The 11,921-nt window shown below is 70.2% G+C and carries 10 protein-coding genes; 1 reads left to right on the forward strand and 9 read right to left on the reverse strand.

The window, feature by feature from the left end; genetic code table 11:
• Positions 1-123 precede the first annotated feature (123 nt).
• Both KEG38_RS28830 and KEG38_RS28835 read right to left on the reverse strand, forming a co-directional pair.
• On the reverse strand, positions 124-714 hold the full coding sequence (locus tag KEG38_RS28830) for a malonic semialdehyde reductase (protein WP_272423057.1): 591 nt from the start codon (positions 712-714) through the stop codon (positions 124-126).
• A gap of 28 nt (positions 715-742) precedes the next feature.
• The gene (locus KEG38_RS28835; protein ID WP_308216889.1) at positions 743-2,350 is read right to left on the reverse strand and encodes a protein kinase domain-containing protein; all 1,608 of its coding nucleotides are present in this window, start codon (positions 2,348-2,350) and stop codon (positions 743-745) included.
• A gap of 35 nt (positions 2,351-2,385) precedes the next feature.
• Here KEG38_RS28835 and KEG38_RS28840 point away from each other — a divergent pair, with 35 nt between their 5' ends.
• Positions 2,386-2,826, forward strand: a complete 441-nt coding sequence (locus tag KEG38_RS28840; protein ID WP_272423059.1) for a CAP domain-containing protein — start codon at positions 2,386-2,388, stop codon at positions 2,824-2,826.
• A 33-nt stretch (positions 2,827-2,859) separates the two neighbouring features.
• On the opposite strand, the gene KEG38_RS28845 is transcribed toward KEG38_RS28840, so the two are convergent.
• The 7 genes from KEG38_RS28845 to KEG38_RS28875 all read right to left on the reverse strand — a co-directional run bounded on the left by KEG38_RS28845 (position 2,860) and on the right by KEG38_RS28875 (position 11,820).
• Positions 2,860-4,419, reverse strand: a complete 1,560-nt coding sequence (locus KEG38_RS28845) for a 3,4-dehydroadipyl-CoA semialdehyde dehydrogenase (RefSeq protein ID WP_272423061.1) — start codon at positions 4,417-4,419, stop codon at positions 2,860-2,862.
• Positions 4,420-4,500: 81 nt separating this feature from the next.
• Positions 4,501-5,538: a hypothetical protein gene (locus tag KEG38_RS28850; protein WP_272423062.1), complete on the reverse strand. Its 1,038-nt coding sequence runs from the start codon at positions 5,536-5,538 to the stop codon at positions 4,501-4,503.
• A gap of 142 nt (positions 5,539-5,680) precedes the next feature.
• Complete coding sequence (locus KEG38_RS28855; RefSeq protein WP_272423063.1) at positions 5,681-7,165, reverse strand: TolC family protein; 1,485 nt, start codon at positions 7,163-7,165, stop codon at positions 5,681-5,683.
• A 60-nt stretch (positions 7,166-7,225) separates the two neighbouring features.
• The gene (locus KEG38_RS28860; protein ID WP_272423064.1) at positions 7,226-7,903 is read right to left on the reverse strand and encodes a tetratricopeptide repeat protein; all 678 of its coding nucleotides are present in this window, start codon (positions 7,901-7,903) and stop codon (positions 7,226-7,228) included.
• A gap of 118 nt (positions 7,904-8,021) precedes the next feature.
• Positions 8,022-10,274 (reverse strand): DEAD/DEAH box helicase, encoded by a 2,253-nt coding sequence (locus KEG38_RS28865; RefSeq protein WP_272423065.1) that lies wholly within the window; start codon positions 10,272-10,274, stop codon positions 8,022-8,024.
• 18 nt (positions 10,275-10,292) lie between these two features.
• Positions 10,293-10,784, reverse strand: a complete 492-nt coding sequence (locus KEG38_RS28870) for a hypothetical protein (RefSeq protein WP_272423066.1) — start codon at positions 10,782-10,784, stop codon at positions 10,293-10,295.
• Positions 10,785-10,803: 19 nt separating this feature from the next.
• On the reverse strand, positions 10,804-11,820 hold the full coding sequence (locus KEG38_RS28875) for a tetratricopeptide repeat protein (RefSeq protein WP_272423068.1): 1,017 nt from the start codon (positions 11,818-11,820) through the stop codon (positions 10,804-10,806).
• Positions 11,821-11,921: the final 101 nt, after the last annotated feature.

Below are 11,921 nucleotides of genomic sequence, written 5' to 3' on the forward strand. Positions count from 1 at the left end.
GACAGCGCGCATCGCGCGCTGTCGCCCCGGGTCCAGCGCTTGCGCTGGTCCGGGTGCAGGGGCGGATAGCCCCTGCTGGGGTCCGGGGTGAAACCCCGGCGCTACGCTGTGGAGGAGCCCCTCTCAGAGAATCGTGCAGGCCTCGTCGAAGCTGAAGCGAGGGCTGCGCGGGAAGAGTTTCGTGGCGTCGCCGTAGCCGAGGTTCACGAGGAAGTTCGAGGCGTAGCGGCCGTCGGGGAAGAACTCGCGGTCGAGTTTGTCGTTGTCGAAGCCGGACATGGGGCCGCAGTCGAGGCCGAGCGCCCGCGCAGCGAGCATGAGGTAGGCGCCCTGGAGCGTGCCGTTGCGGAACATGGTCTTCTCGGCGAGGGCCTCGTTGCCCACGAACCAGGAGCGCGCGTCGGCGTGCGGGAAGAGCTTGGGCAGCTCGTCGTAGAAGCGGCGGTCGTTCGCGAGGATCGCCGTGACCGGCGCGGTGCGGGTCTTCTCCTGGTTGCCCGCGGAGACCACGGCGAGCAGGCGCGCCTTCGCCTCGGGGCTCTTCACGAAGACGACCCGCATCGGCGCGCAGTTCGCGCTCGTGGGGGGCATCTTCGCGAGATCGTAGATCTCGCGCAGCACGTCGTCCTCGACCGGGCGCTCGAGCCACCCGTTGTGGGTGCGCGCCTTGCGGAAGAGTTGATCGAGCGCGTCGTCGTCGAGCCGATTCGCCATGCGATCCGTCACCTCTCTGGAGACCCGTTCATTGCGTCAGAAAAAACACGACGGCGCCCACCGTGATCCCCACGAGGACCGCGATCGGGACGAGGAGCCAGAAGCTCGTGCCGCCCTTCTTTTTGCGCGCCACCGCGCGCGGTTTGTCCGTGGCGAGCGGGGCCGCGGCCTTGCGCGTGTCGGAAGGCACGCTCACGACGATCGGCGGCTTCGGCGACGCGGGCTTCTTCAGGCCCGGCGGAGGCTCGCGGCCCGTGGCGAGCGTGTCCGTGACCGACGGCGCCGCGGGGATGGTCGGCGAGGAGCCGAGGACAGGCTCGGCGTCGGCCGGGACGCGGATGATGACGCCGTCCTTCGAGATTTTTCCGCCCTCGGGATCGGTGTCGCGCTCGGCATCGTCCGGAGACGCAGCGGGCTTGATCCCCTTGCGCTTGATCGTGAGCTCCTCGGACGGGAGCGTCGACTGCTCGGGGATCGTGGCGTGCGCAAAGCGGACCGACTCGACCGGGACCTCGGCGATGTTGCGGCGCGCAGCGGATGTCGGCGCGTCGTCGCGCGAGGTGCCGCCGAGCCGATGCGGCGTGGTGCGGAGCTCCGGCAGGACTTTTTCCAGCGCGGCCTTGAGCTCGGTGGCGCTCTGCTGCCGCTGCGCGGGCCATTTTTCGAGCGCGGTCAGGATGATGGCCTCGAGCCCTTTGTGCATGAAGGGCGTGGCGTGGCTCGGACGCGGCGGCGGCTGGCGGATGTGCTTGAGGGCGATATCGATGATGGAGTCGCCGCTGAAGGGGATCTGGCCGGTGACGAGCTGGTAGAGGAGCACGCCGCACGCGTAGATGTCGCTGCGCTGATCGACGCCCTCGCCGCGGCATTGCTCGGGGGACATGTACTCGGGCGTGCCGACGATGACGCCGACCGTGGTGATCGCGGAGCTCGGCGCCGCGCTGATCGGCGGCGCATCCCCGCCTTCGCCCCCTTCCTTCTGCGGCTGCTCCTTGTCGAGGATCTTCGCGATGCCGAAGTCGAGGACCTTGATGCGCTCGCGGCCGGCGGCATCGGGCTGGCCGAGGATCATGATGTTCTCGGGCTTGAGGTCGCGGTGCACGACGCCCTGGTCGTGCGCGACCGTGAGCACGTCGCAGACGTCGATCAAGATGCGCGCGGCCCGCGCCTCGGACAGGCGCCGCTCGACCGAGAGGATCTCGAAGAGATCGCGGCCCTGGAGCAGCTCCATCGCGATGTACGCGACGTTCCCGTCGACGCCGTAGTCGATGATCTGGACGGTGTTCCTGTGGTTGAGGCGCGAGGCGGCCTTGGCCTCGCGGCGGAAGCGCTTGGCGAAGGTGGTGTCGCGCGCGAGCTCCGGGTGCATGACCTTGACCGCGACCTCGCGCGGGTCGGCATCCTGCACGCCGCGGTACACGGTCGCCATCGCTCCCTCCCCAAGGAACGAAGTGATCCGGAACCGACCTGCCAGGGTGCTTCCGATGAGGGCCGCGGCGGTGCTCATACGAACGGGAACATCCGGCAGCCTAACGCGATAAGATGCCCCGTATGGTGAAAATGTGCCGCTCGGCTTCGTCCCGCGGGTCCGTTTGGCCCATGCTCCCCGTCCTCGGTGCGCTCGGTCTCGCCCCATGCGTGGGCTGCTCGACGGTCGAGTACGCAGATAGTGTGAGCCAGGCAAATCCGCTCGACGCCGTCGAGAGTGAGCTCGTCGTCAAGCTGAACGAGATGCGCACGACGGCCGGCGTGCCCGTGCTGAAGGTTTGCGCGACGCTGAACGAGTCGGCATCGGCGCACAGCGACGACATGCGGGACAAGGGGTACCTGAAGGACGTAGGGCTGGACGGATCCACGTCGGTGACGCGCGCTTGCGAGGCGGGATTTTCCGTGGCGTGCGACGGGACCGTGGGAATGGCCGAACTTCTGGCGAAGGGTTACGCCGGCGCCGCGCAGACGCTGGAGCAGTGGGCCACGGACACAACGACGCAGCCGGTGCTCGTGAACGGGGATTTCTCGACGCTCGGCGTGGGTCGGTCGATGGGCGGGGAAGCGCCGATCTGGACGCTCGATCTCGCAGCCGCACAGGATCCGAGCTGCGGCGATCTTTAGGAGGAAGCGCGCCGTGGGGCGCGCCCCCACGACTCAGCTCTTCAGATCGAGCGCGGCTTCGAGGATGGGCCGCGCGCCCTGGATCGCCGCGCGGTGCGAGTAGAACGCAAGGCCGCGGCGTCCGCCGAGCTCCTCGCCACCACCCGCGCGGCCAGGGCCGCCGTGCACGCTCTGCGGGAGGACCGTGCCCGGGCCAGGCGTCTGATCGGCAATCTTCTCGCTGCCGAAGTAGAGGCGGCCGTGGTACGGCGACAAACCGAAGATCATGTCGGTGACGAACGCGCGATCGTCGCTGTACACCGAGCCGACGAGCATGCCGCCGCCGCGGCGGACGAGGTCCGTCGCGCGGGCAGAGGACCCGTCGTAAGGGACGATGGTGGCGCAGGGACCGAAGACCTCGTGCTGGTGGACGTCACGCGCCGCATCGGGATCCTTGCAGTGGAGGAGCGTGGGCGGGACGAAGTAACCCTTGCCGTCCTGCGCGCCGACGCGCTCGAAGGAGCCGTCACCGAGGACGATCGAGGCCTCCGCGGCGAGCTTCTGGATGCCGGCGCGGATGTCACGGAGCTGCGCAGCCGTCGCGAGCGGGCCGACAGTGACGCCTTCGAGCGCAGGGTCGCCAACCTTGACGTCGCGCAGGAGGCTCGTGAGCTCGTCCTTGATCTCGCCCTCGATCGCCGCGGGGACGAGGATGCGGCGGATGGCGGTGCACTTCTGTCCGGCCTTCTGCGTGATGTCGCGGGAGACCTCGCGCAGGAACATGCGGTACGTGTCGGAGCCGGAGGTGACGTCGGGCCCGAGGACGGCCGTGTTGAGGCTGTCGGCCTCGATGTTGAGGCGCACCGAGCCGTGCACGACGGCCGGCAAGGCGCGAAGGCGCGCGCCGGTGTCGGCGGATCCGGTGAAGGCGAGGACGTCCTGGCCACCGAGGTGATCGAGCATGTCGCCGGGCGCGCCCGCGATGAAGGAGAAGGCGCCCGCGGGGAGGATGTTCGCCTCGACGAACAGGCGCGCGATCCGATACGCGAGCAGGGCCGTGCTCGTCGCGGGCTTGGAGACGACGGGCATGCCGGCGAGGAGGGCACAAGCAGCCTTCTCGGCGAGGCCCCAAGCGGGGAAGTTGAAGGCGTTGATGTGCACGGCGACGCCCGCGCGGGGGACGAGGACGTGGAAGCCGAAGAAGCGCGGGCTGCGGCCGAGCTTTTCGCCCTCGCCGTCGACGAGGAAGCGCGCGTCGCCGAGCTGCTTGCCGAGCTCGGCGTAATACGCGAGCGTGCCGGAGGCGCCGTCGATGTCGAACTTCGCGTCGCTGCGGGTGTTGCCGCCGTTCTGGATGGCGACCTCGATCAGGGCGTCGCGGTTCGCGTGGATAGCGCGCGACAAGGCGAGGAGCAGCTCGCCGCGCTGCGCGAAGGAGAGGGCGCGGAGCGCAGGGCCGCCGACGTCGCGAGCGTGGGCGAGGGCGCCCGCGAAGTCGATGCCCTCCGTGCTGGCCTCCGCGATGGGCTCTTCCGTCGTCGGATTGACGAGCACGGCCGCCTTGCCAGAGCCGTGAACCCAGGCACCTGATACGTAGCTTGCGAGTCGTTCCATCGGTCCGCGCTCTATACCGCGGACACGCGCCTCGCGGAACCCGGGAGCGCGAGAGGCCGAGCGAACCCGGCCCCCTCCTGATCAATCCATGAAGTCGGGATCGTCGCAGGGAGCCTGACGCAGCGCGCGCTTCGTGACGGTCTTGTTCGAGGAGTCGCCCTTCTTGGTCTTGATCTCGACGCTCTCGGGCGTGTCCTGGAACCAGAACTCGATCGTGGTGGGCAGCTCCCAGATGTTCTTCGTCGGGTCGAGGGTCTTGAAGCGGTCCTGGTTGCCGAGCCCGACACTGATGGTCTTGTACTCGTCCGTCTGGACGATGAAGCAGGTCTTCGAGTCGGCCGCGCGGCCAGGGGCGTAGACGTAGCCGTTCGTGCCCGACTTGAACTCGAAGGTGAAGCTCTCGAGCACCTTGCCGCTCGCGTCCTTCGCTTCGAGCTTGTGCGCGCCGCTCGCGACGTTTTTCGTGACGACGACCGCCGCGTTCTCCGTGGCCGCGTTCTTCAGGTCCTTGGCGAGCTCTTGGCCGTCGAGCGTGACGCTCACGCCGTCCTTGCCCGTGACGTTGACGATGCGGACCGACGGGTGCGTGTAGCCGTACCACACGAACGCGCCGATCCCGGTGGCGCCCAGGACCACGGCGACACCGATGCCCACGACCTTGAGCATGTTGAAGCCGCCGCCCTGCGCCTGCTGCGGCATGGGCGCGCCCATCGGAACGCCCATCGGGGGAGCACCCATGGGAGCGCCCATCGGCGGAGCGCCCATCGGAGCGCCCATTGGCGGCGCACCCATCGGCGCTCCGGGCTGCGGGCCGTACCCCATGCCAGCGTGCGGAGCATTTCCGTACGGCGGCGGCTGCCCCACGCCAGCCTGCGGAGCATCTCCGTACGGCGACGGCTGCCCCATGCCAGCCTGCGGACCATACCCGGGATACGGCGGCGGCCCCATGCCAGCGTGCGGAGCATTTCCGTACGGCGACGGCTGCCCCATGCCAGCCTGCGGGTCATTTCCGTGCTGCGGAGGGCCGTAGGCGCCTCCCTGCTGCGGATAGCCTTGCGGCGGATAGCCGGGCGGACCTCCCGGGGGATACCCCCCACCCGGGGGCGGCATGTTGGCCATGGCGGATTCTCCTTCGATACGAGACGTCGTCGCGCCGCGTCACGCGAGCGCGCACCCCCACGAAAACGAGCGTGCGCGGCGATGATAGGAGGGATCCGAAGCGGCTGTCTCGGGCAAAGAGGGAAAACCGCGGCGAGCTCTCTCAGCCGTCACAGACGGCCGCAGCAAGCAGCGCGCCGATCCTCGCGCGGACGAGCTCGAGCTCCCGCACCGCGAGATCGAGCTCAGCCTGGCGGAGGCTCTGCGCGGACGTGACGAGCTCGAAGCTCGTGGCCGTGCCGGCGTCGTACGCGAGCTGCGTGAGCCGCGCCGTCTCGCGCGCCAGATCCCGCGCCTTTTCCGAGATGACGAGCGCCTGCTCCGCGACCTCGACGGCGCGCATGGTCTGCTGCGTGTCGAGCCGCGCTTGCCGCTCGGCCGCCTCGAGCCGCGCCTCCTGCTGCTGGACGGCCGCGCGCGTCGTCCGGACCTCGCCGTAGCGGCTGCCCTCGTAGATGGGGATCGTGAGGACCGCGCCGATGGTCCACGTGTAGTTCTTGAGGTTGCCCTGGCCGAGGTTCATGGCCGTGAGCGTCGTGGTCGCCTCCGCCGTGGGCAGGAAGCCGAGCCGCGTCTCCCGGGCCTGGCGCTTGGCCACCTCGAGCTGCTGGCGCGCCGCCACAACGTCGGGCCGATCCTCGGGTTTACCCGCGGAGCACGTGCTCTCGATGCTGTGCTTCATGTCGTCGAGCGAGATCGTGGGCGGCACGCCGTACGCCACGTTCTCGCCGAGCGCGAGGCCAAGCGACTCCCGCGCGCGGCGCAGCGACTCGTCGCTCTGCACGATCTGCGTGCGTGCGAGGTTCGTGTCCTGCTCGGCGCGGACGACGTCGAGCTGCGTGCCCGTGCCGAGCCGCGCCTTTCGTTTCGTGAGCTCGAGGCGCTCCAGCGAGGTGCGCAGGCCGCTGCGATTGATTTCGCTCGTGCGCTCCGTCGTGACGACATTGACGATCGCCACCGCCAGGTTCGCGAGGAGCTGCCGCCGCCGATCCGAGACGCTGGCGCGCGCCGCGTCGACGTTCTTTTGCGCCGTTCCGATCGCGTACCAGTTGCGCAGCGACAGAATCGGCACGCGCGCCGTGACGTCGCCGCGAAGGACGGGCGTGTACGGCAGCGGGATGTACTGCGCCGGCGTGTTGTCGATGAGGCACGTGCCCTGCGTCCTCTCGTCGTTGGTAGGGACCGCCGGGCCCACGGGGCAGAAGAGGAACCTGCCGTCCGACAGGATCATGTTGTGGTTGACCGATCCCGTGGCCGTGACCGTGGGCAGCGCGCGCCCGAGGGCCTGCGTGCTGAGCCCCTCCGCGCGCGCGACCTCCGCCTCCGCGATACGCAAATCGGGCGCGCGCGTCTCGACGATCGTGACCGCCTCGCGCCAGGTCGCGAGCGTCTTCGGCGCGGCGGGGACCGGCGCGAGGAGCGGATCGTCCACGGCGATCGTCGGCGGCGTCGCCGCGGGCGCTTGCGGCGCGGGGGGCTCTGGCACGCGCGGCGCGGCCGGCTGCGCGGCGAGCGGCGCGGAGACGAGCAACGCGAAGGAGAGGAGCGGCGTAACGAGCGAGGCTCGGACCCAGCGAGAACGGCGCATGGCGCTTCGATGTAGCACCGCGCGGGCGACGACAAGCGGGAAGCGGATCGAAAGCAGCAGTTAGTCGCGCGCGGAAGGACGCTGGCGCGCCCGCTGCTTCTTCGGTTTGGCGCGCCGCTCACGGCCCGAGGCTTCCACGCTCTCCGGCGCGCCGGCATCGAGCCAGCGCCAGAGCGCCATCTGATCGGCCGTGGCCCCGCGCCGGATGGCGCGCTTGAGCACGCGCTTGGCGAGAACGAGCTTGCCGGAGCGCGCGAGGGCATGCGCGTAACTCGCAGCGATGTCCGCCTCCTCGGGCTGCGCCTCGCTGGCCTTCGCGAGCAAGGGGAGCGCGTCGTGCGGGCGACCCAAAGCCACGTCGTAGAGGTGGCCGAGGTTATGCGCGTACCAGGGGTTGTCCGGCGAGAGCGCGAGGGCCCGCTCGTAGGCGCGCGCCGCATAACGGAAGTTTCGCAGGAGCGACTGCGCGAGGCCCATGACGGCCCACGCCCCATCATCCCGGCCGTCATGCGCGAGGACCTTGCGCGCGAAGAGCGCCGCGCGCCAAGGGTCGTGCTCGACGCCGAGCTCGGCGAGCTGCCGATGCGCCGCGACCCAGGGCACGCTGCCCGGCTCGGCGATGCGGGTGATGCGCGCGAGCAGGGGCAGGATGTCCTCGACGCCGAGGCCCGCCGCGATCGCGCCGTCGACCTCTTGCCGGAGCCTCCCGACCTCGTCCTCCCATCCGCGCCGCGCCATATCCAAGGGGATACGACCTTCGTGCATTCTCCGCCAGCGGGGTAATTGGAGAGCAGGACGCCGGAAGTGATCCGGCGTCCCGAGTGTCGACCAAGGGCGGAGATCGCCGGGAATTGGCTCAGGGCTCGACGACGCCCGCAGCGTCCGCGTCGATTTCGCTGCCCGCGGCGCCGCGCTCCCGTGCCGGCTCGGCCATTACGGTGCGACCGGCAAGCGTCGCCCCCGACAACCCAGCCACGGCACGCGTGAGCTCGGTGCGCCGGACGCTGACGAACGCGTTGCGCTCGCGGACGCGGATCCGCTTGACATCCGCCTTGTCGAGGCCGATCTGGTCGAGCAGGAGCGACTGAAGGTCGGCCGCGCGGACGCCGTCGCGGCGACCCACGCTGACGAAGACCTCGGCGTAGTCCCCGGACGAACCCTCCTGCGGGCGCCCCGGATCCGTGTCGTCCGGCCCCACCTCACGCGCGACCTCCCGCGGACCCGAGAGCGCCGCGTCGCCGAGAATCGGCTCGTCGTCGCCCTCCTCCTCCGGCGGCTGCCAGCTCGTGAAGTCGGCGTGACGAACCGGCGCTGCGGCGCGCGCCTTCGGCGGCGGCAACGGATCGGCCGCGCTGACGGGCGTCGGCGGAACCTCGTCCCCGCCACGCGCGCGGGCCGGCCGCGGCATCTCGGGCCGAGCCTCGCGGCGACTGCGCGTACGGCGCCCCGACTCCCGCGGCTCGCGCTCCTCGCCCGAGGCGCGCTCCTCGCGCTCCTCCCGACGCGGCCGTTCCTCGCGCTCCTCGCGACGAGCACGCTCCTCACCGGCCGCGCGTGGCTCGCGCTCCTCGCGGCGCGGCTTCTCCTCACGCGCCTCGCGCTCCTCGCGGCGCGGCTTCTCTTCGCGCGGCTCGCGCGCGGGCTTGGCCTCGGCCTTCGCCGGGGCAGGGGCCGCCTCGACGCGCTTCGGCAGAGGACCGGCGCGGCGCGCAGCCGCCGCTTCGTCCTTCACCGTCGGCCGCGCGCCCAGATGATCACGCAAGAGCCCCGCGAGAATCCGCTCGTTCGCGTCATGCGAAAGAATGCGACGCGCGAGGGAGAGATCGTCCGGGTGCGTACCTTTCGGAGCGAACGCCTCGGCGAGCATGTTCACGAGGTCCGCCTCGGCGCGCGTCTTGAGCTCGCCCTCGGTCGGGATCTGCCGCTCGATCGGACGGATCTTGTACGTGAGCCGGACGAGGTAGAGCCCGCCGATGTCCTGCGGCGCGATGAGCGAGATCGCGGTGCCCGTGCGGCCCGCGCGTCCGGTGCGGCCCGTGCGGTGGACGTACGCCTCGGCGTCCTGCGGGAAGTCGTAGTTGATGACGTGCGTGAGGAGCGAGATGTCGATCCCGCGCGCCGCCACGTCCGTCGCGACGAGGAACCGGAGCCGGCCCTCGCGCGTCGCGCTCATGACCTTCTCGCGATCGGACTGCGGCAGGTCGCCGTTGAGCCAGTCCGCATCGAAGCCCTGGCGCTGCAGCGCGTTCGCCACGCGCTCGGTCTCGTCGCGCGTGTTGCAGAAGATGACCGCGCTCTCCGGGTTCTCGACCTCGATCACGCGGATGAGCGCGCCGAGCTTGTCGCCCGCGACCATGTACACGAAGTGATCGATGGAGAGCGCGCCGATGTGGTCGCCCGAGAGCGTGACGAACTCGGGGTTCTTGAGCTTGCTCTTCGCCATCCGCTCGATGTCGGGCGGCAAGGTGGCCGAGAAGAGGAGCGTCTGGCGGTTCTCGGGCAAACGCTCGAGGATCGCGCTGAGCTCACGCTCGAAGCCCATCGAGAGCATCTCGTCGCACTCGTCCAGGACGAGCAGGCGGATGGTCTTCGGCTCGAGCGTGCCGCGGCGCAGATGATCGAGCACGCGGCCAGGCGTGCCCACGATGACCTGCGCGCCCGCGGCGATCGCATCGATCTGCCGCGGCATCGGCGCGCCGCCATACACGGGCACGACGCGCACGCCCTTGCGCTTGCCAAGCCGCTCGATCTCGGCCGTCACCTGCAGCGCGAGCTCGCGCGTCGGGCAGAGCGCCAAGACCTGCACGTTCGCAGCCGAGCGCTTGACGATGTGATCGACGATCGGCAGCCCGAAGGCCGCCGTCTTGCCGGTGCCGGTGCGCGCTTGCACCACGGCGTCGCGCCCGCGTGTCGCGGGCTCCCACACGGCGACCTGCACCGGCGTGGGGTTCACGTAACCGATCTCGGCCAGCGTCTCGCGCAGCTCGGCCGAGAGGGGCAGGACGTCGAAGGTGGGCGCGGTCGCGGCTGCCTGGCCGGCCGCTGCGGGATCACTCGTGCGAGCCTCGGAGGCGTTCGCGCCCTGGGAGGTGGGATTCTGGTCTGTCATTCGTCGCCGCTCTGGAGTTCAGGGGCCTTTGGGGGGTTCGCTGGCTTTCGCGAGATCGGTGTTCACGATCTCCTGCACCTGGCGCCGCAGCGGGGCCAGGTCCGAAGCCTCCCGCCGCGCTGCATGTTCCTCCGCATAGCGGAGCCGCTCGATGGCGTCGAGAGCGCCCTCGTCCTTCGCCGACCCCTTGCACGTGGTCGCGACACCCTCGAAGTACTTCCACTCGGGCTCGAGCGCCGCCCGGAAGCGCGCGATCGCCCCGTCTTCGCCGTCCGTACCGGGGGCGGCCGCCCGCGCCCGATCGACGGCCCCGACGAGGGCCCGGAGCCCCTCGTGGCAGCCGCCATACGGGGAAGGGGGGTGCGCAGTGAAGAACACCTGGACGGAGATCTGGATGGTGCCCGCGAGGCAAACGGCGCCGATGATGCCGTAATAAATCGCCCCGGCGACCGTGCGGCCGCGTCTTCGGGCGGATACGGGCCTCGCGGGCCTCTCGGGGTCGGGTTCCATGGCGAACGGTCCCCGCCCGTCAGTTGAGCTCGCTCTCCGGGCGTTCGGCCTGCTCGGCCTCGAGGAACGTCGCGGTGATCTCGCGTTCGAGCGCCAAGCTGATCTCCCGCTCGATGCCCTCGACGCTGCCCGCGAGCCGGGCGACGTTGATGGCATACACGAAGATCCGCGCACAAGGCGCATCGTTCCGTCCGCCACGCGAGAGCTCGTCGGAGACGAGCCCATCGAGCAGGACGAGCGCCCGCGGATCGACGCCCTCGGCGACGAGCTCCATGCCCGGGACATCGGAGACGTACACATCGGCTCCGTCGACATACCGACGCAAGACGGGATTCAGCCCGGCGATCGCCTTCTGCGCGAGGCCGGCAAACGCCTCGCGACCCGGCGCCCACGGAGGCAGCCCCATCTCGATGTCGAGCTCGCGCGCATGCAAGAAGGCCTGCGTTGCGCCGCGCATGTCGCCGCGTTCGTCGCGAACGAGCCCGAGGTAGTAGTACGCCTCGACGTGCCGCGGATCTTTCATCGCCGCCTCTTCCACGAGCCGCGCGGCCCGCTCCGTCTGCCCGATCTCGTATAACGCGCGCCCGACGAGGAACGTGTGGTTCGGGTTGTCGTAAGGCCCGCTCGGAATCCGCTCGACCACCCGCGCCGCCTCTTCCGTGTCCCCCTTCGCGAGCAGGGCATCGAACTTGAGGAGGAGCGCATCGATGATCTCTTCGTCGACCTCGGCGAGATCGAGCGCCTGGTCGCACATCTCGATCGCCTGGTCGTACTCGCCGAGCGGGTGGATGTAGACCTCGGCGGCGTTGAGCATCGCCTCCAGGTACGTGTCGTCGAGTGCGATGGCCTGCCGGTAATTCTCGATCGCCTCCTCGCCGTCCCCTTCGAGGGCCGCGACGTAACCGAGGAGGTTGTGGGCCTCGGGGGAGTTGGGATCGAGCTCCAGCGCTCGGCGCGCCGAAGCCTCGGCGCCGCGGGTATCCCCACGCTGAACGAGATCCCACCCGCGATCGAGGTGGGCCGAGAACTGGTCCATGACGGCCTCAACAACTGTTCGACACTCCGCCCCAAGTCAAGTCTCTTGGGGAGGGTGTGGGCTCGATGGCCCACACCCTACGGCCCTCAACTCCGCTTCGC

The sequence above is a fragment of the Polyangium jinanense genome (genome assembly GCF_028435265.1).
Taxonomy (GTDB): domain Bacteria; phylum Myxococcota_A; class Polyangia; order Polyangiales; family Polyangiaceae; genus Polyangium; species Polyangium jinanense.